We start from the raw sequence: 20943 nt of genomic DNA, 5'->3' as shown, positions 1-20943 counted from the left end.
TAAAAAGCTGTGAATTGTTAATTCACAGCTTTTTATATTGTGTTAAAGTCACATATCTCTATTTCAACTTAAAAGTTTTTGGAGCTACTCTATAGGTTAAAATCAATGCAACTCCCATATATACAATAGTCGTTATAATAATCCCTGCTGTAAAATAATATGGTGGAGTCTTAATTTGAAGACATATATAACTAGCAATATACACCACCATGTTTACAAATTTAAATAAGGGGCTTTTTACAGTTAACTCTGCTGTATAAGGTTGCAACACATAGTACATAAATAAATGATGTATAGAGAAGAAGCAAGCTAAGCAAATGACACACAAAAATAATGGCATCATGTAAATAAGCTCTGAGCTATAACCACTAGCTACTATAATACAAGCTATTGCAAGGCATAAAGTTAAAGCTGGTATCAGGTTAAGAATAACTACTCTCTTGAGCCTTGAAGTGAAGTTTGCTAAAATCACATTTGCTTCTCGATAATAACCATATCTTAATAGACTTGCATCACAATTATAAAACATAGCCTTGCAAATTCTTTCTCCCGTTGACATGAAATACATTATAAATACCAGCATGGGGATACTTTTTTTGATTTCCCTCAATAGCTCTCCCTTTTTACTTGGCATAAAAAACACCAAAGACATCCCAATCAAAAATACGATACCTATGAAAACAACTCTTCCCACTATAGGTTTTACCATTATTCTTCTAAAACGAAGAAAAAATATTGAGTTTAAATATTCATATCCCTGCTTCTTGTTATATTCCTTTGTGTTTAAATCTTCCTTACTCATTTTCTTTTCATCTAATTTTACATTTCCAAAATTCATATCTACTTTAAAAGCCTCTTTATTAAATAATTTATCTTTAGTTAATAGTGTTTTTGCTATTGTGGCATATTTATTAAATTTCCATATGTATATAAATGCTACCACTCCTAGACTTAATACAATTGTTACCACAAAAACATTAAATAATATTAAATTAAAATCAATAGTAAAGCCTAATAATGGTAATGCATATGCAAGCACAAGTCCACAAATGATTACTACCGATAAATATACACCTTTCTGTGCTAGCATTACTTCTGTCTTATCATATATATAAAGTTGTAGCCACTCCCCTACCAATTTAAGAGCTATTAATTCCCCTACAAGCACTATAGCTTTTAGTGGTGAAAATCCTATTATTAAACCTATAATTATTACTGGAAGAAGAAAGTATATAAAGTTTGCTATATTTTTATATACTACTTCTTGAAGATAGTATTCTTTTGCATCAGCCTTCATTAGGGTTATCATATTAAAGGCCGGTTTGTTGTTTTCATTAAAAATTATAGATTTCATAATTGTTCCCAAAGCAAAGCTTAAAAAGAAAAATATATGCAGAAAAATAGGTTGCATCTTTGCTACGTCCTTAGTCATTAAATAGGTGGGTAGAATAATCATTATTCCTAAATATGCAGCTTTCCCTACAAATCCACCAAGCACCCCTAAAATCTCACGTATAACCCCTATAATTATTTTAGCATGAGTTTTTTTATATATATTATCAGGAATCTTTTTTCCTAAAAGGGGTATCCTTTTAAGGAAATATATAAAGGTATTAGCTTGCTCTACAAAAGAGACTTTAAAACTATTTATAAATGTATTAATCATTACCTCCCTCCTTCAAAATCTCCATAATTCTCTCTTCAAATTCAGTACTCTTTAGAATCTCACTGTCCACTTCTTCTAAAATGCAATTATTTAAGACCAATATTTCATCACATAAATCTGTAGCCAGTTGAAGAATATGAGTGGAAAAAATAATAATGTGCTCACTTTTCATTTCCTTTAGCAAATTTTTGATTTCCAGTGCCACCACCACATCGAAAGAAGTTAAAGGTTCATCTAGCAAAATTACAGGGGGTTTAGTAATTAAAAGGCAAACCATCTGCATTTTATTTTTCATTCCATGAGAATAACCCTTCATTAAACGATATCTGTCTTCTTCTTTAATCTTTATAATATCAAAATACTCATCTATGGTAAGTAAATTTTCAATTTTATCCTTATTAATATCAATATAAAATTTCAAAAACTCATATCCAGTCAAAAACTCTGGTAGCACTGGCTCTGAAAAAACATACCCTACCTTTTTGTAATCTATTCCCTGGCTAGCTTGTCCCCCTTCAATGATACTCACGCTACCATTCTCATATTTAAGATCCCCACTGATGCAGTTAAAAAGAGTGGTCTTGCCTGCTCCATTTCGTCCTAATAGTCCATAAATTTTCCCTTTTTCAAAGGTATAAGATGCTTTTTTTAGCACCTGTTTCTCTCCATAACTTTTTTCTATATCTTTAATTACTAATTTCATTTTATTCTGCCCCCTTAATTATTTACTATTTCACAGTTTTATTTTTGTGGAATCCAGCAAGCGAAAACTGTACTATTATCCTCTGAAAATATCATTACTTCTCCTTCATGCCTTTCTATTACCAAATTAACAATGCTAAGGCCCAGGCCCACACCAGTACTTGCTTTTTTGCTTCTAGAGTCATCGCACTGGTAAAAAGGTAAAAACACTTTATCTTTATCCTCTTTTGAAATACACTCACCTTCATTTTTAATTAAAAGTATACACCCCTCATTTTTATAGAGCTTTATCTTTTCAATATCCCTCTGCTTAAGCCATTGTGTAAGATTTTTATCCTTCATTGAAAGTGCACCCATATAAATATGGCCGTTTTTAGGGGTGTATCTTAGAGCATTAGACATTAAATTATCCACCACTCTTGTCATCTGGTTTACATCCACCCTATATTTACCCTGAAGACTTATTTCGGCGCTAAGCACAATTTCATTTTTTTCACAATCTTCCGCGTAGCCTGAAAAGAGCATTTCAAAAAGTTCATGACCTTCAACCTCCACAAAATTCATTTCGTAATTTGTAGTTAGTAAGTTGTACATCAAGAGATCATCTATCATTTTTTTCATGTAATCACTTTTATTTAATATAACCGAAGCTTTATTTTTAATTTTCACCATATCTGAATCCTTTTCATTAATAATAGCTTCCGAATAAGCTCTTATAGCTGTCAAAGGGGTTTTAAGATCGTGAGATATTGCAGAAATCATATATTCTTTTGTCTTTTGCTGTGTTTCTATAGTTTTTCTTTTATCTTCTATATCTTTTTTCATGGTATTAAAATTAGTAATTATTTCGCCTATTTCATCTTTATTTTCGTACTTAACCGTATTTTCATTTCCCGTGGCAAAATTATTCATTCCCTCTACTAACAGTTTTATAGGCTTATTAAATTTTCTATTAAGTAATAATATTACTGCTACATAAATTATTATAAGCACAGCTATGAAGCACATTATTGCAATTATAGTTTTATTGTTTACCTCCTTAACAAAACTATTTCTTGCAATAGTAATTTTATAAAATCCTACTAAAGTACTATCTACAAATACTGGTTTTTTTAAGGTATAAGCCTTATATCCAGTAATCACCTTGTACAAATTGGAATACAATTCTTGTTTTGAACTATAGAACATACTACTTTTATTAGAATTATATATTTCTCCTCCTGCATCATTATATAATTCTATTAGTACTGAATTTTTATCTTTGCCTGTTACAAATTCTCTATCTTTTACTAAGTTCAAATTATATATTTCAGGGCTTTGTATTTTATCTTCATAAACTTTAAATTTACTCATAATGAGTAAATAATCTTTTAAATCATTATTTTTATTATAATCAATGATAAATTGAAACAATAATGCAGCAGTAATTATTGGTGCTAACATTACAATTAAATGAGATAAACTAAGCCATTTTTTTAGTTTCATATATTCCGCTCTCCTATAAACTTATACCCGGTACCCCATATCGTCTGAATATATGTAGGATTTTTTATACTATCTTTTATTTTTTCTCTAAGAGCTTTAATGTGCACCGTAACAGTGTTATTGCCCTTTACGTCAATATTTTTCCATATATGTTTATAAAGCTCTCCTTTTGAAAATACTTTATTGGGGTTTTGAGCCATTAAAAGCAAAATATCAAATTCTTTTGAAGTTAAGGATATTTCATAGTCTTTAAGCATCACTCTATTATCTTCTAACATTATTGTTAACCCTTTATTAAATTCTAATTTTCTATCTAGTGGAATAGTGTTTTCTCTTTTTCTATTCCTTCTCAAATGAGCTTCGATTCTAGCAGATATCTCCATAAGGCTAAAGGGTTTTGTTATATAGTCATCCGCCCCTGATTTTAGACCCTTTACCTTATCTAAATCTGTTTGTTTTGCACTCACAATTATTATGGGTACATCTTCATTTAACCATCTTATATTTTTACACAAGGTAAATCCATCCATTTCCGGAAGCATAACATCTACCATAACTAGCTGAAACTCTTCTTTCTTAAAATCTTCTAGCCCTTCTTTACCTGTAGACGACCAAAATACTTTATAATTTTCTTTTATCAAATGCTCTTTAATTATGCTGGCAATGTCCTCATCGTCCTCGACTATTAATATTTTTTCTTTCATAGGTTAATCCTCCATAATATGCTTATATATACAATATTATACCATTTTATATCTATTTAGAGGTGACAATTGCTTTTTAATAAAATTCATTGTAAAAAAACATTATATGTACAATTACTGCACATATAATGTTTTTTATTAATTTGTAAGCACTAAACCTTCCACTAACTTCTTAGCATCTTCCATGGTAAGTTTCGGATTTTCTACAATTATACTATAATTAAGATCATTTTCAATCCACCACATGCATTTAATAGACTCCATAACTGATGCTTTTTTACCTCTTATACTTATTTCCTTTTCACCTGGTATTTTTAAACTTTCTTCATTGCTATCAGTCTTTTTATTACCATCCATTACGGTAGTTAAAGTAAATGCTACAGCTCCATCTTTTTCGTAAATTTGATTTATTTCTTTATGCTCGGTTTTTTCAATATTTAAATACTTAACCTCTTTTAACTTATAAGATGCATTTTCTTTCATGTGTAATAGGGGTTTTCCTGCTATTTTATCAGCCTGCTTTAAATCTATAGTAGTTTCATTGTTTTTTGCAATATCATCTATACTTTCAACCTTAACCTCAGCTGGGAGCTTTTGTACAAATAAACTAGCCTCCAATTTAGGTGAGAAATCCAGTTTTGTATATTCTACAATTGATTTGTTATTTCCAATCTCTGAAGAAGCTTTCACTAAAAACCAATTTGACTTTTCTATCCAATAATCTTGATTTCCCATAATACTATTCTTTTCTTTTGGCACTGCTGAAACATGATAGGTTTTAAAGCTTCCAATATTTTCTTCACCTTTTAAGGTTAACCCGTGTGTTTTACTTATGTTTCCCAGTTGACTAATTAATTGATCCTTGTAGTTTGCATTTGAACCTAGGTCTAACTCAGCGCCTATTTTCATACTAAGAGCTTTTTTATCTTTTTGCGTATAGGATATAAGTTTATCTCCATCATTTGTGGTTACAACTTTTCCTGAGGTCTTATCCTCTGTTTCCATACGTGTTTTTATTTTACCGCTAGAGTTATCATTCCATTGTTTAAAAAGCATGCTTTCTTTTAGCTTGTCATTTTCGTAGCTATCCATTTTAAATTCCCCATAATAAGACTTAGTTTTCTCATTTGCTTTCATTACATTTGTTATTACATCTTCTGGTATTATTACATCCCCTTTAAGGCTGCATCCTGTAAATAATGATGCTACAAGTGCTGCTCCGATAAATATAGTCATAATCTTTTTCTTAATCATAATAATCTCCCCTTTTCTATTTTCTTAAATTAATTTTACGTATTTATTAGGTATTCGCGTAACCCCTAGTGGATATTTAATATTGCATCTCTTACAATTTATATTATATAGGAATATTTTATCTTCTTATAAAACTTAATAAATTCTTTATAATTAGAAAGCATAATTGTAAGTAGGATTTTATTCTAAGCAAAAAAAACAACCAGTATTTCTGCTAGTTGTTTTTTTATCATATTATTATAATTATTTAGTTTTTGGATCAATTAATTTCATAATATTCAATGTCTTATCAGCGTTTTTATCTGGCATAACTATAGAAGTTACTTTATTAATATCACTTAGTTTGCTATCAATTTCAAATGTTACATTACCATCCGTGTTAACAACAGCAAATTTAATGTTTATTTTAGTTATAATTTTATCTTCTATTGTAAATGTTGATACTATATCCACAGCTTTAGCAGTATCCAGTGACTTATTACACTCTGCAATAACTGTTTTTGCATCAGGGACAGTTACAGGTTCTACTTTTTCTCCAACACTTGCTGAAGATAGCCCCTCATTCTCCTTTACAGCATCTTTAAAATTACTAAAATATGTTTCATTACCGAAATAATTAGAAATTATAGTTTTAAGGTGCTCTTTTGAAAGCTTAATAGTGTATACCCCATTATTTGAAGCTGATGTATCACCAAGCTTTGCAAAGGTTTCTACTTGTTTCTTATTTTTATCTAAATAAGAATTGAATGTAAGTAGCATATCTTTTGATACTTGAGTATTCTTATTACTCTTACTGTCAAACATCTTTGTCATTGAATCCTGAAACTTTTTATACTCTTCAGCAGAACCAGCACTCTTTACATAGCTTTCTAAATCCTTAGAATTCAAGTGTAAATTTGCTATACCTGTTAAATCAGCACCTATCATACCTTTTAAAATATCAGGTACTCCTACAAATAAATCAAAGTCTAATTTAGTATTGGAACTATCAATATATACTGGTGTTTCAAAAGATACTCCTCCACAGGATACTTTTACATTGCTGCTAAGCTTCGACCTGTCGTCTGTCTTTAACATCTTTCCATTAAAATTTAAAGATACCTTTGCTGCGCTTAGCATATTTGACACACTTGAATCTAATCCTGTAGCTACTTCTTTCTTAAGCCCTGTTGTATCAGCAGATACTGTCGTGTTATAAGAACAAGACTTAATGGCCGAACTGTTTGCCATACCCGTTTCCAATTTTATTTGTTGACTGCAACCAGTGAGCCCAACAATCAAAGTCATTGACAAAACAAATAATAAAATTGATTTCTTCATAAGTTAATTCCCCCTTTATATCTATGTTCCTACCTATTATTACATTTCTTCCCTCGTTTTTCAACTAAACTATTTTCATTGTTAATTTGTATGTTATATATCATTTATGATTCTATAAATAACATCTCTCTAATATTTTATCTTCCCATAAAAATTTTTATAAGTAAATAAAACTCCTATGATTAAGATGATCATTAAAACAACTACAGCAACTATTGGATAAATAACGGGATTGTTTAAAATATTATAAGAACCATAACTACTAAAAAGATTTATGCTTGATATAGTTATTGAAGGCCATAGGGCTACAATTTTATTGCCCTTTATAAGTAATGCACCAAATGAAATCCCAAGGCCCAAGGCAAGACTTACTATGCTATTTTTTTGCCAGGCTGATATTGCACAGAATACAGCCCCTAATGCCAAGGCTGATAAAATAGTCGTGATATAGCTAATGCCGAGCCCTTGTAACACTGTGAAATTAAAAGGTGTAAACCCATAGCCTCTGATACTGTTTAATGGTATATTTATAGAACTTAAATTTTTATATGGAATTAAGCGTACAAGAGTATTGCATGCATAATAGATTGTTGTCCATACTATAACAAACATAAAAGAAGTTGCTATCTTTGCTGATACAAATTTACCGCGCCCCATTTTTGTACAAAGTATAATTCTTTCCATATTATTCTCATTTTCCTCTGAAAAAACAGGAGTAATAGCTAATATTATTGCTATTAGCATTAATGAAATACCTTTTCTAGATGTAAGAAATATATAAACTACCTGCCATCCCACATTATTATAATATCCCGGTTCTCCTATAGAACTTATCATTTTTAAATTCTTTGAGGTATCTTTATATAAATAGGTATCTTTCTTTTCTAAGGCACTACATAAATTACTTAAATAACTTACAGTGGATTTATAATCCGGATTTTTTTCTATTTTATTATTATACAGGTCAGCTAAATATATAGACCTGCCATATTCACTTTTAAAGGTTAAGCTCCTTCTTTCTTCAGGTTTAAATTTAGGATCTGCATAATAACCAGAGGTTGAATCTCCTTCTAGCTTCTTATCTATTTTGCCTTCATAGGGTTTTACCATTTCATTATATACTGCTACATTTTCAACTTGCTTATGAAAATGGTATCCATCTAGTAGACCTAAACTAAGACCAAGTATTAAAATGGCTAAGGTTGCAATTATTGTCCGCTTGCTAAAAAATAATTTACGTATTTCCCAAATAATTAATCTCATGCTTCTCCACTTCCTTTCCTTAACCACATTTTGAAGATAAATACTTCCACTTTTATATGTAAGTCTAAATCACCTTCTGAAGTGGTTAGCATTCAAGCACCCTCCGTGATAATTTAAATTTTAATTTTACGACTATAAGCTTTAAAGGTAAGAAGAATTGCTACTAATGAAGTTATTAGCAAAACTATAACAGCTAAATTCGGATACATAACAGGTGTATTCCTTATGTCAAATGAAATATAGCTCTTAAAAGGTACATTTCCCGACATAATTATTGAAGGAAAAAGAATTAAAGCCTTAGCTATTTCACCATCATCTTTTATATACATGGGAACAACCACAAATACTAAAGCACATACAATACTTGTGAAATTCTTCTTTGAAAGTGATGAAATCAGACAAAATATAATTGTTAGTGTACAAGCTGATAAGATTGTTATTAAATAAATTATTCCTAAGGCTTGCATTACTGTGAAATTATAAGGTGTAAATAAATATCCATATAAGCTGTTTAAAGGTATATTCCCACGGGTTAAAGCTCCGTAGGGTATTAGATTTACAAAGCACATTACCACATAAAACAAAGTAACCCAAGCTATTGTAAAGACTAAAGAAGCTATTATTTTAGCTGACACTATTTTACGCAGCCCTCTTTTTGTAGAAAGAATAATCTTTTCCATGTTATTCCTCTTTTCATTTGAAAATATAGGACCTATTACCATTATAAGTACAATAGAAATATATATAACTGCTGGCAAACCTGCAATATCTGTAAAAACATTCGCCCAGCCAGTAGTATTATAATATCCAGGTTCTTTAGTAGCTTTTAACATATTTAAGTTTTTTAATGTATCCGAATATAAGTAACTATGCTTTTCGCCTCTGGATTCTAGGGTGGAACATAAATTACTTAATCCTGTTACAGCATGAGGGTTATCAGGATTTTCATATTTATTGAAATTCCATATTTCAGCGTCCTCTGTTGCATAATAATAGTCCTCTTCAAAAGATTCTTTTCTTCTTTGCTCGTAACTTAAACTGCTGCTCGTATCATATCCATCTGATGATCCTGGTGGGGTTTTTATTTTGCTTGCTAATTCTTTATCTAGCTTGCCTTCGTAGGGTTGTACCATTTTATTATATATATCCACATCACCTATGTATTTATGCCAAGTATGGGCATTCGAAAGAGCACTACCAATATTTATAATTAAAACCAGCATAACTGTAATTATTGTTATTTTACTACAAAATAATTTTCTCATTTCGAAAGAAATCAATCTCATTTTGCACTGCCTCCTTTAGAAATGTGGTTAAAGTAGTATAGATAAACATCCTCTAAGCAAGGTTTTACATTGATAGCATTTGGCGTTGGCATTATTTCACTAATTATTCGAACCAAAATAAGCTCATCCTTTTGCTGCATATTCGCCACTCTATACTTACTTTCTATTTCATTTAAATCACCACTACTTACTTCGCTCTCCCAAACTTTACCCTGCATATTATTTAGAATTTTCTCAGTAGAACAGTTTTCAATAATTTCACCCTCATCAATTAAAATCACCTTATTTGCAATCCTATCAACATCAGAGACGATGTGAGTAGATAAAATTACTATTCTATCTGATGATATTTCTGATAACATATTTCTAAACCTTATGCGTTCCATTGGATCAAGCCCCGCAGTAGGTTCGTCTAAAATAAGCACCTTAGGATCATTTAATAAGGATTGAGCAACGCCTAATCTACGTTTCATGCCTCCAGAATATTTGCCACACTTTTTATCTAATACATCTGTCAAGTTAACAGCTGCTGCTAATCGCTCTATTTTTTCCTCTGTTTCTTTTTTATCTAAGCCTTTTAAAGTAGCTATATATCTTAGAAAATTGCGCCCAGTAAAATGAGGATATAAGCCTACATCCTGTGGTAGGTACCCTAGTATTTCTCTATATTTCTCTCCAAATGCTTGTACATCTTTGCCATTCCATAGGACATTTCCGTGAGTTGACATCATTGTATTTGTCATTATATTCATAAGTGTTGTTTTACCTGCCCCATTAGGTCCTAGTAAACCATATACCCCTGGAACAAATGTAATTGAAATATTCTTCAGTATTTGTGTTTTACCAAAAGATTTATAAATTTTATTTAATGTAAGTTCCAAAATTCTACCTCCCTTAACAAACTAGTGCCACCCACGTGGCAAGTGGCAAAAGTGACAAGCTCTAGTGTATAGATGTTGTCAACTTCCGCAAGCTGTTTCCTATATAATAAAAAAATACATCTTCTAAATTAGCTTCCTGAGCCTTGGCATATTCCAGTGGCTTTTCATCTCCAACTATTCTTACTACAATAGAATCCTTCTCTCTATAAGTATTTACAATCTTATATTTTGAATCTAATTCATATAGTTCATCTTCTGTAATAGTCAGCGACCACACTTTTCCCCTTAACTTCTTTATAAATTCCGAAGGTGTAGCTTTTCCTATTAAAGCACCCTCTTTCATAATTAAAATTTCATTTGCTATAAATTCTACATCTGAAACTATATGAGTAGATAAAATAACAATTTTGTCTTTTGATATATTAGATATAAGATTTTTAAATCTTATTCTTTCATTTGGATCTAATCCTGCTGTTGGCTCATCTAATATAAGTATTTTAGGATCATTTAACAAGGCTTGAGCAATTCCCAGTCTTTGACGCATTCCTCCTGATAATCTTCCTATTTTCTTATTTTTATCTTTTTCAAGATTTACAAATTTTAATAGCTCTCCTATTTTCTCTTTAGCTTCTCTTTTATCAATACCTTTTAATTCTGATATATAATATAAAAATTTTTCTGGGGTAAAGTTCTTATAAAAGCCCATATTTTGTGGCATATACCCAAGCAAATCTCTATAATCCTCTTCTAAAACTTTTTTACTCTTTCCATCTAAATATATATTTCCTTCTGTTGGAGTCATAACATCTGCAATAATTCTAAGCAGAGTTGTCTTGCCTGAGCCATTTGGTCCAAGTAGTCCATATATCCCATTACTTAAGGAAACCGATAAATTATTTACTGCTAATATATCCTTGAATTTTTTAGTCACTTTGTCTATTCTAAGTTCCATCTTGTCTCCTCTTCCAAATTTATGGTTCTTTTGTAAAATGCATGGATGCAACATAGAAATACTAAGCTTGATATTACTATAGCCACAATTAAGGAAAGAACTCCTGCACTTTCTACAAATCTTATTAAAAACTTTTGAGCAAAAGCCAGGGCGATTATCCATGCACAAATGCAAATAATAATTGAATTGTTACCAGGTAGCCTTGACACCATTAAGAAAGAAATAGAAGCCACTAGGGAAAATGGGGCCATCCAAGTAGTCATAAGCTTTAGCAAAATTTCAGTCGAAGTATTATTTGCAAAGATTCCACATAAAGTTAAATTTATAATTATTGAAAATGAACTTATTATAATTAGTCTTGATAAAACAATTTGATTGTAATTATATTTTAAACTCTTTTCTAGTTCCCACATTTTTTCTTCCCTACTTTTTATTAATTCAAATAACCCCAGAAAAATAGGTATTGGCGAGCTACAAATTAAATATTTATAGTATGATAACTCATCCTTTGAAGGTAAAAATAGAGCTATTAAAATTAAACTTAGAGATGCTAAAAAGTAAAATTTATTAATATATGTGACTTGATTTTTAATCATCATAAAAATAATCGATTTCTTTTTCTCCTTAGGCATATATTGCCTTAGCTTTTCAACAGTATCTTGAACCTCTTCTTCGCTAGCTTTTGGCACTATATAACTTTGTAAAAATCCTTCTATATCTTTATCAAATTCTTCACTACAGTTTAATGGGTCATAGGTATTTATTAATTTTATCTTTTTCTTCACACTTTCCACCTCCCATTATTTTTCTTAAATTTCCCATACCACTAAATAATCTTGATTTAATAGTTGACTCATTAAATCCTGTTACCTCGCTTATTTCTCTTATTTTCAGGTTATTGTAGTATTTCAAAATAATAGCCTCTCTTTGAAGCGTCGGCAGATTATCTACAGCTTTTTTTACAGCTTTTCTACTTTCATTTTTCTCTAATATATCAACTACTGCCTCATCTGCATAAATTTCTTCTCCATCTATATCTTTATTATTAATTCTTTGTTTATAGGCTGAACTTCTAAAATAGTCTTTACAATGATTACTAGCAATTTTTAAGATCCAGTGAGTAAAGTTACCATTTTTACAATCATACTTATCTATATTTTTCATCATTTTTATAAATATTTCTTGAGTTAAATCGTAGGAAATATTATAGTCCCCAACACTTCTAAAAACAAAACTATGTACCATGTTATAGTTATTTTTAACTAATAGTTCCATAGCCGCTTCATTACCTTTAACTATTTCTTTAATTAATTGATTACAAGATTGTGCCAAGTCTCCTCCCCCTTTCACTTATATAACGAAGTAAAACAAAAAAAGGTTTTATATAAAGCAAAAGCCATAAATACTATTTTATAAAGTATTCATGACATCTATTCTTTTATTTTAAATAATATTATAAATCCTTTATAGTCATTTTTTCTAACTCTTTTTTCTTTTTCTTTTTAACTCTATCTCTTCCACTAAAATAATCTGACATACTAAATCCTAATACCAATACCATTCTAAAAATCCATTCATTTTCTTCTCCATGTGGGACTTTGAATTTCAAAAATAAAACACCACCAATTAAAATAAATGTTGGTATTATAAGTCCAAAAATAAAGTTATTCCTTTTACTAAGAAAATCTTGAAGTACTAACCATAATATTGTAATTAAAATTAAAATTGCTATTTTCATTTACTTATCCTCCTTTTTTTCTTTTTTATATTGATCAATGATAAGTTTTGCTGTCTCCAAATCTAATTTTTCATCCAATGCCAGTTCTTTGATAAATGATGTAAAAGGTTCACTAAAATTTTTATCGTTAATTTCAATTTTCTGAATAAGTTTATCTAAGCGAAGCCTCACCGTTGGATATGAAACTTCGTAAAGCGTGGCAATCTCTTTTAAAGAACCCGAGGCTAATATAAACTTCTTTATGAATTCAGTATCCTGATTTTCCAAGTTAGCCAACCAATTGGGTAACGTTTCTATTGTCATATAGTACTCCCTTCGTTAATAAATTAATAGTAATGTAAATAATATGTTCAATAATGTTAATTATAACCTTAGTTTTATTAAAGTCAATATTAAATCAAAAATGAATTTTATTGATTGTATTGTTTTATTAGAATTACCCTATTTCCTACCTTTTTGTAACCGACATACCGAAAAGTGGCCTCTATGAAAATGCCTACTACTTTAAAAGAATTTGGAGTATAAAAAAAAGATTCAGCCTAAGCCAAACCACTTTATATAATAATTACTAATTGTTGAACGACTATTCTTATATATTATTCTTTGTATTTCTCAATATATTCTAGAAGTGCCATGCTAACTAAATCCATGCTTTTATAATCTTTATATGTCTGAGTAAAATCCTTAAACTTCTCCCAAACTTCTGAATACAATCTAACAGTAGTTGTGGTCTTAAATTCCCCATTAAGCATATCTTCATCAATTTTTAATTCTTGTGTTTGTGGTACATCAATTATAATTTTATAATCTGTTATTTGCTCTTCTTTTTCAGTTTTATCTACTACTTTTTTCTTTTCTTTTACAAAATCATAAGCTGAATCAATAGCTTCCTCTATGCTATCCGAATTAAAGCTCATACAAGGTGTTTCATCATCTAAAGTTAAACAAAATTTAGAACTTGATTGGATTTTCACCTTATATCCCGCATCTATTAGCTTTTCTAATTTATTCATTTTTCGCACACCTTTCAATTATATATTTGTTTTTAATTACTTTTTAAACCTCTTTTGAGCCATATTGCATTCTTCAGTTTGCTACCTAATATTTATTATGCCATACTTTAATATATATTATGTTTTATAATCAGCATCTTATACATCAATTAGATGGCAACTTTTCACTTATGAAATAGGGCATCTTAATCCCTTACAAAAGAAATTTTATTCTCCTTACACCACTAAAGCACACAAATGACAGTATCATATGCTTTTTAAGCTATACAAGATTAAACTTATATAACCTAAAAACACATAATTTTCTTTAGCTTAAATTCACTTTGAATATTTAAAACATTATGTAAAATAATTACAATAAAGCACTTGCATTCCAATTGGACAAGCATTATAATTAAATTGTAACTATTTTACAATTTAATTTGTTACAATCATACAAAATATTAGGAGGTAATTATAGTGAAAAAGAAATTATTAAGTTTAACTTTATCTGCATTAATGTTATGTTCTGGTGGGGTAATAGCTTCAGCAAAAACAATAGAAACTAATCATGCAAATACTACAATACAAAGTGCCACGCATACTCATCGTTGGGTGAAAGTCGGTTATTCTATTGATGATAATGGTAATACTGTAGTAGTCTTCCAATGTAAAATTTGTGATGAAATAAAAATGTCACTTAAATAACTTTAAATTTAATAGTTTTATAATTATAAGCCTATACTATTTATAGGCTTATAATTATTTTCCAAATAAATTAATCTCCTTTAGATAAATTTTTTCTTTTTCATAATTCCTAAAGAATAACCTGTTTTTCTTCCCTTTTGAAGCATTTTATTACCTCCAAATAAAAAAAAATGAAGTAGTATATAACTTACAAACTTTACGCTTGAAATCATACACTACTTCATTTTTATAAACGGCTCAAACCCTTACTAAGTCTATTCCCACTCAATAGTTGAAGGTGGCTTAGAGGTTATATCATAAACAATTCTGTTTACCCCTTTAACTTCATTAACGATCCTTCTAGATACCTTATCTAATACTTCATATGGTATCCTAGCCCAATCTGATGTCATTCCATCTGAACTAGTTACAGCTCTTAGGGCAACTGTATGACAATAAGTTCTCTCATCTCCCATAACTCCAACGGATTGGATGTTAGGAAGACATGCAAAGTATTGCCATATTTCACTTTCTAGTCCTGCTTTAGCTACTTCATCTCTGAATATTGCATCCGCTTCTCTAGTTATAAATAATTTTTCATCTGTTATTTCTCCAAGTACTCTTATAGATAAACCTGGTCCTGGGAATGGCTGTCTCCATACTAGGTAATGAGGAATTCCAATTTCTTCTCCAACTGCTCTAACCTCATCTTTAAATAATTCACGCAGTGGCTCTATTAGTTTAAAGTGCATATCTTCTGGAAGTCCACCAACATTATGATGACTCTTTATAGTAGCTGAAGTAGCAGTCCCACTTTCAACTACATCTGGATATATTGTTCCTTGCACAAGAAAGTCTAATTGTCCTAGTTTATTAGATTCTTCTTCAAAAACTCTTATAAATTCTTCTCCAATTATCTTTCTCTTTTGCTCTGGATCACTTATACCCTTAAGTTTACCTAAGAATCTATCTTGAGCATTGACTCTTATTATATTCATATCAAATTCGCCTTTGAATATTGTTTCAACTTGGTCGCCTTCATCTTTTCTGAGTAAGCCGTGATCTACAAATACGCAAGTTAGCTGCTTTCCTATAGCTTTATGTACAAGCATCGCCGCAACTGAGGAATCTACTCCACCAGACAAAGCACAAAGTACCTTTTTATCTCCAACGAGTTCTTTTATAGCTTTAATTTTTTCCTGCGCAAAAGATGACATTGACCAATCACCCTTAACTTCGCATACATCATATAGGAACTTTCTAATCATTTCTTCACCAAAAAGAGTATGTTTTACTTCTGGGTGAAATTGAACTCCATAGAGTTTTTTAGAAACATTAGCCATAGCAGCTACTGGGCAATCTTTAGTAGTTGCAATTATATCAAACCCTTCGGGCACTTTAGCTATATGGTCTGTATGACTCATCCAGCATTGATTTGCTTCTATTTCTTTGAAAATAATAGCATCTTTGCATAGGTCAACTTCTACTTTCCCATATTCCCGAACATCAGGTGTTATAACTTCTCCACCAAAGGACTGTGCCATTAATTGAGCACCGTAGCATATTCCTAAAATAGGAATACCCATCTCAAATATTTCTTTTTCCACTTTTGGAGCACCGCTGGCGTATACACTATTGGGACCACCAGTGAATATTATTCCTTTTGGATTCATATTTTTTATTTTTTCCGCAGAAAATGTGTATGGTATTATCTCGCAATATACATTATTTTCTCTAACTCTTCTTGCTATAAGTTGATTATATTGACCACCAAAGTCAACTACTAAAATTAATTCTCTATTGTTCAATGTTTTTCCTCCTTGTAGGCTTAAGGCTTTTTTCTTAGTTATTTACGCTATAATTTGGTGCTTCTTTTGTAATGTGTACGTCATGTGGATGACTTTCTCTTAGTCCTGCTGAACTTTGAATAACAAAGGTTGAAGTCTCAAATAATTGTTCTAGAGTTGCTGATCCTAAATATCCCATTCCTGAACGTATACCGCCAATCATCTGATATATAGTTTCTACAACGTCTCCTTTAAATGGTATTCTTCCTTCTACGCCTTCTGGCACTAATTTTTTATTTCCTTCTTGGAAATATCTGTCCTTACTTCCGCAAGCCATAGCAGCTAGTGAACCCATGCCTCTATATACCTTATAGCTTCTTCCTTGATAGATTTCCATTTCACCTGGTGCTTCAGTGCATCCTGCAAACATAGATCCCATCATAACTACTTTAGCTCCCGCGGCTAGGGCCTTAACTATGTCTCCTGAATATTTAATGCCACCATCTGCAATTACAGGTACTCCATATTTATTTCCCTCTTCTACGCAGTCCATAACTGCTGTGAGTTGTGGAACTCCTACTCCAGCTACAATCCTTGTAGTACAAATTGATCCAGGACCTATTCCTACTTTTATACAGTCAGCTCCTGCCTCAATTAAATCGCGAGTTGCCTGGGCCGTAGCAATATTTCCTGCTATTATTTGAAGTTCTGGGTAAACAGATTTTATTTTCCTTACTGCGTCCATTACTCCGAGTGAATGACCATGAGCTGTATCTAGAGTTACTACATCTACTCCAGCCTTTACTAAGGCTGTTACTCTCTCCATCATGTCTGAAGTTACACCAACAGCCGCCCCACACAGTAATCTTCCTCTAGAATCCTTTGCAGCAATAGGGAATTTTATAGTTTTCTCTATATCTTTTATTGTGATAAGTCCTCTTAAATTGTTTTCACTATCTACTAAAGGTAATTTTTCTATTTTATGTTTTTTAAGAAGTTGTTTAGCCTCTTCCATACTTGTTCCTTCTGATGCAGTAATTAAATTTTCACTTGTCATTATGTCTTTAATTTTTTTACTATAATCAGTCTCAAAAACTATATCTCTATTAGTAATTATTCCAACCAATTTACCCTTTGTTGTAATTGGAACTCCTGATATTCTATATTTACTCATTAATGCTAGTGCATCTTCTAGAAGGTTATCTGGTGATAGAAAAAACGGGTCTGTAATTACGCCATTTTCTTGTCTTTTTACTCTATCCACTTCAACTGCTTGTCTTTCAATACTCATGTTCTTGTGTATAATCCCTATTCCGCCTTCTCTAGCCATAGCAATAGCCATTCTAGACTCAGTAACAGTGTCCATACCCGCACTAATTAGAGGTATATTAAGTTTTATTTTTTTTGTAAGGTAAGTAACTAAGCTAACATCTCTAGGTAATACTTCTGACTTATTTGGAACTAGCAATACATCATCAAATGTATATGCTTGTTTTAATATTTTTGCCATTTAATCAACATCCTTTCACAATTCCATTTTAAATTTATAAAATTAGGTGTAAAATTAATATCCTTTTAGGATATTAATCGTTCACCTTTATAATTAGCATAAAAATACTTATATATACAACATTTTAAAATATGATAGCTTCAAACCCTTAAAATATGGGGTAAATTAAAAGTTTAAAGCTATCTAGCAAGACCTTCTAAGCAATTGAGAATTACTATTATTCTCTCTTCCTATAGTTTTGTGACTGCAAAATATAATTTTGCACTCACAACTCTACATGAGGTACAAATCATAAAAAGGCATACTAATCCTACTTTGGCTAAAGTAAAATTAGCATGCCTAAAATAAGCTCACACTAAGATTACTCATAGTGGTCAATTTGCGGCTGACCGTAGATACTCCTTGCCATATTCAAGGGATATATGAGTGACGCTATTTTTTTTAAAGTTATTATTAATAATAGTAAATGTTTAAGAATTTGTCAATGACTATTTCTTACTAATTCTATTAAATATTAAAAACATGATTTTTATTTTTAATAGAATAAAAGAATTAACTAGTTTAAACCTAGTTAATTCTTTTATTATAATATATTTTTTTAAATGATTTTTTAAATTACTTCTAGTACATTCCATCCATTCCCATTCCTGGTCCGCCACCCATTGGTGCTGGATTTTTTTCTGGAATATCCGCTACTGCAACTTCTGTTGTTAAGAATGTTGCTGCAACAGACGCAGCGTTTTGAAGTGCTGATCTTACAACCTTTGTTGGATCTACAATTCCCGCTTTTATCATGTTTACCATTTCTCCACGTAATGCATCATATCCAACTTCTCCAGCGCTTTCTCTTACTTTTTCTATTATAACTGAAGCTTCTGCGCCAGCATTTGTAACTATTTGTCTTAATGGTTCTTCTAAAGCTCTTTTAATTATGTTGATACCCACTTGAACATCTGATATATCTGATGTTAATTTGGCAATCTCTAGAATAGCATTAATATAAACTGTTCCACCACCAGGTACGATTCCCTCTTCAACTGCTGCTTTTGTAGCTGCAAGAGCATCTTCTATACGGAGTTTCTTTTCTTTAAGTTCTGTTTCAGTAGCAGCTCCAACTTTTATTACAGCTACTCCACCTGCAAGTTTAGCAAGTCTTTCTTGCAATTTTTCTCTATCGAAATCTGATGTAGTCTCTTCAATTTGTCTCTTAATTTGAGAAACTCTATCATGTATTGAATCTTTTTCACCTTTTCCGTTTACTATTGTAGTGTTTTCTTTAGATATTTTAACACTTTCAGCTCTTCCAAGCATATCAAGAGTAACATCTTTTAGTTCTCTTCCGAGTTCCTCACATATAACTTCTCCACCAGTTAAGATTGCTATATCTTGAAGCATTTCTTTTCTTCTATCACCAAAACCTGGAGCTTTAACAGCTACGCAAGTAAATGTTCCTCTTAATTTATTAACAACTAGTGTAGCTAGTGCTTCACCTTCGATATCTTCAGCTATTATAAGTAGCTTTCTTCCTTGTTGAACAATTTGCTCAAGTATTGGAAGTATATCTTGTATGTTAGTAATTTTCTTGTCTGTTATTAAAATATAAGCTTCTTCAAGGTTTGCTTCCATTTTTTCAGGATCTGTAACCATATATGGACTTAAATATCCTCTATCAAATTGCATTCCTTCAACTACATCAAGCTCTGTTCCCATAGATTTTGATTCTTCTACAGTTATAACGCCTTCATTTCCTACTTTTTCCATAGCATCAGCTATAAGAGTTCCAATTTCTTCATCACTAGCTGATATTGCAGCAACTCTAGCTATATCTTCTTTACCATTAACTGGTTTAGAAGATTTTTTAATTTCTTCAACTGCTTTGTCAACAGCCATTTTTATACCAGTTCTTATTAGCATAGGATTGGCACCAGCTGTAACATTTTTCAAACCTTCTCTTATTATAGCTTGAGCAAGAAGTGTAGCTGTCGTTGTTCCATCTCCTGCTACATCATTTGTCTTTGTAGCAACTTCTTTAACCAGTTGTGCTCCCATATTTTCATAAGGATCTTCCAATTCTATTTCTCTAGCTATAGTAACACCATCATTTGTTATTAATGGTGAGCCAAATTTTTTATCTAAAATAACATTTCTTCCTTTGGGTCCTAGTGTAATTTTAACTGTATCTGCAAGCTTATCTACACCTCTTTGCATAGCTCTTCTTGCGTCTTCTCCAAATAATATACTTTTAGCCATTTAAAACCCTCCTATACGCTAATAATCAAATAATAATTTATCAATAATTAAACAATAATAATTTAATATTATTGTTTAATTGTAGAATTATCACTTAATCATTATTGCGTTTAATTAAATTATTTTTCAATTATAGCTAGTAGTTCTTCTTGTTTTAAAATGATATATTCAATGCCATCATATTTTATTTCGCTTCCTGAATATTTAGAGAATAATATTATATCCCCTACTGTAACTTCCATTTTAATTAGTTTGCCATCCTCAACTTTTCCTGGTCCTACAGCAACTACTTCAGCTTCCTGCGGTTTTTCCTTTGAAGCCCCTGCAAGAAGTATTCCACTTTTTGTAGTTTCTTCTGCTTCTAATCTTTTAATTAATACTCTATCACTAAGTGGTCTAATGTTCATTTTAAACCCCTCCTTATATATTTTTTTTATTTTTGTTAGCACTCCGCACATCTGAGTGC

Annotated in this window: 20 protein-coding genes and 1 riboswitch; of the genes, 1 reads left to right on the top strand and 19 read right to left on the bottom strand. The window is 30.8% G+C overall.

Features of this window, described 5'->3' with window-relative positions; translation table 11 throughout:
* Positions 1 to 58 precede the first annotated feature (58 nt).
* From ACREV6_RS25600 to ACREV6_RS25530, 15 genes are all read right to left on the bottom strand, one after another.
* Positions 59 to 1666 (bottom strand): hypothetical protein, encoded by a 1608-nt coding sequence (locus tag ACREV6_RS25600; protein WP_431580862.1) that lies wholly within the window; start codon positions 1664 to 1666, stop codon positions 59 to 61.
* Complete coding sequence (locus ACREV6_RS25595) at positions 1659 to 2369, bottom strand: ABC transporter ATP-binding protein (RefSeq protein ID WP_431580861.1); 711 nt, start codon at positions 2367 to 2369, stop codon at positions 1659 to 1661. The genes ACREV6_RS25600 and ACREV6_RS25595 overlap by 8 nt, the downstream gene beginning before the upstream one ends.
* A gap of 38 nt (positions 2370 to 2407) precedes the next feature.
* A complete protein-coding gene (locus ACREV6_RS25590; RefSeq protein ID WP_431580860.1) occupies positions 2408 to 3853 on the bottom strand; it encodes a sensor histidine kinase in 1446 nt (481 codons plus the stop codon).
* The gene (locus tag ACREV6_RS25585; protein WP_431580859.1) at positions 3850 to 4557 is read right to left on the bottom strand and encodes a response regulator transcription factor; all 708 of its coding nucleotides are present in this window, start codon (positions 4555 to 4557) and stop codon (positions 3850 to 3852) included. Before ACREV6_RS25585 ends, ACREV6_RS25590 begins: the two co-directional genes overlap by 4 nt.
* Positions 4558 to 4695: 138 nt before the next feature.
* The gene (locus ACREV6_RS25580; protein ID WP_431580858.1) at positions 4696 to 5811 is read right to left on the bottom strand and encodes a LolA family protein; all 1116 of its coding nucleotides are present in this window, start codon (positions 5809 to 5811) and stop codon (positions 4696 to 4698) included.
* 243 nt (positions 5812 to 6054) lie between these two features.
* Complete coding sequence (locus tag ACREV6_RS25575; protein ID WP_431580857.1) at positions 6055 to 7131, bottom strand: hypothetical protein; 1077 nt, start codon at positions 7129 to 7131, stop codon at positions 6055 to 6057.
* A 129-nt stretch (positions 7132 to 7260) separates the two neighbouring features.
* The gene (locus ACREV6_RS25570) at positions 7261 to 8394 is read right to left on the bottom strand and encodes a hypothetical protein (protein ID WP_431580856.1); all 1134 of its coding nucleotides are present in this window, start codon (positions 8392 to 8394) and stop codon (positions 7261 to 7263) included.
* A gap of 113 nt (positions 8395 to 8507) precedes the next feature.
* Positions 8508 to 9680, bottom strand: a complete 1173-nt coding sequence (locus ACREV6_RS25565) for an ABC-2 transporter permease family protein (RefSeq protein ID WP_431580855.1) — start codon at positions 9678 to 9680, stop codon at positions 8508 to 8510.
* Entirely contained in the window at positions 9677 to 10561 is an 885-nt protein-coding gene (locus ACREV6_RS25560; protein WP_431580854.1) for an ABC transporter ATP-binding protein, read from the bottom strand. Before ACREV6_RS25560 ends, ACREV6_RS25565 begins: the two co-directional genes overlap by 4 nt.
* A 61-nt stretch (positions 10562 to 10622) precedes the next feature.
* Positions 10623 to 11513 (bottom strand): ABC transporter ATP-binding protein, encoded by an 891-nt coding sequence (locus ACREV6_RS25555; protein WP_431580853.1) that lies wholly within the window; start codon positions 11511 to 11513, stop codon positions 10623 to 10625.
* Positions 11498 to 12298, bottom strand: coding sequence for a hypothetical protein (locus tag ACREV6_RS25550; protein ID WP_216274345.1), 801 nt, complete (start codon positions 12296 to 12298; stop codon positions 11498 to 11500). Before ACREV6_RS25550 ends, ACREV6_RS25555 begins: the two co-directional genes overlap by 16 nt.
* Positions 12264 to 12845, bottom strand: a complete 582-nt coding sequence (locus tag ACREV6_RS25545) for an RNA polymerase sigma factor (protein WP_431580852.1) — start codon at positions 12843 to 12845, stop codon at positions 12264 to 12266. Before ACREV6_RS25545 ends, ACREV6_RS25550 begins: the two co-directional genes overlap by 35 nt.
* Before the next feature lie 121 nt (positions 12846 to 12966).
* Positions 12967 to 13251: a hypothetical protein gene (locus ACREV6_RS25540; protein ID WP_431580851.1), complete on the bottom strand. Its 285-nt coding sequence runs from the start codon at positions 13249 to 13251 to the stop codon at positions 12967 to 12969.
* Complete coding sequence (locus ACREV6_RS25535) at positions 13252 to 13554, bottom strand: DUF2089 family protein (RefSeq protein WP_431580850.1); 303 nt, start codon at positions 13552 to 13554, stop codon at positions 13252 to 13254.
* Positions 13555 to 13847: 293 nt separating this feature from the next.
* Positions 13848 to 14264 carry a hypothetical protein gene (locus ACREV6_RS25530; RefSeq protein ID WP_431580849.1) on the bottom strand — a complete coding sequence of 139 codons (417 nt, stop codon included), beginning with the start codon at positions 14262 to 14264 and terminating at the stop codon, positions 13848 to 13850.
* 459 nt (positions 14265 to 14723) lie between these two features.
* On the opposite strand from ACREV6_RS25530, the gene ACREV6_RS25525 reads away from it, so the two are divergent.
* Positions 14724 to 14951, top strand: coding sequence for a hypothetical protein (locus tag ACREV6_RS25525; protein ID WP_431580848.1), 228 nt, complete (start codon positions 14724 to 14726; stop codon positions 14949 to 14951).
* Positions 14952 to 15205: 254 nt separating this feature from the next.
* Here the strand turns inward: ACREV6_RS25525 and guaA are convergent, their stop codons facing one another.
* The 4 genes from guaA to ACREV6_RS25505 form a co-directional block, all read right to left on the bottom strand.
* On the bottom strand, positions 15206 to 16738 hold the full coding sequence (gene guaA / locus ACREV6_RS25520) for a glutamine-hydrolyzing GMP synthase (protein ID WP_431580847.1): 1533 nt from the start codon (positions 16736 to 16738) through the stop codon (positions 15206 to 15208).
* Between the two features lie 34 nt (positions 16739 to 16772).
* Positions 16773 to 18227 (bottom strand): IMP dehydrogenase, encoded by a 1455-nt coding sequence (guaB, locus tag ACREV6_RS25515; protein WP_431580846.1) that lies wholly within the window; start codon positions 18225 to 18227, stop codon positions 16773 to 16775.
* Positions 18228 to 18575: 348 nt separating this feature from the next.
* Positions 18576 to 18673: riboswitch (purine riboswitch) on the bottom strand.
* 175 nt (positions 18674 to 18848) lie between these two features.
* Positions 18849 to 20477, bottom strand: a complete 1629-nt coding sequence (gene groL, locus ACREV6_RS25510; RefSeq protein WP_431580845.1) for a chaperonin GroEL — start codon at positions 20475 to 20477, stop codon at positions 18849 to 18851.
* A gap of 119 nt (positions 20478 to 20596) precedes the next feature.
* A complete protein-coding gene (locus tag ACREV6_RS25505; RefSeq protein WP_164945202.1) occupies positions 20597 to 20884 on the bottom strand; it encodes a co-chaperone GroES in 288 nt (95 codons plus the stop codon).
* Between the last annotated feature and the right edge of the window lie 59 nt (positions 20885 to 20943).

Origin of the sequence: Clostridium sp. (assembly GCF_050717515.1) — a bacterium.
GTDB lineage: Bacteria > Bacillota > Clostridia > Clostridiales > Clostridiaceae > Clostridium_AD.
The sequence above is the reverse complement of the archived record's forward strand: the minus strand, read 5'-3'. Positions and strand labels throughout refer to the sequence as shown.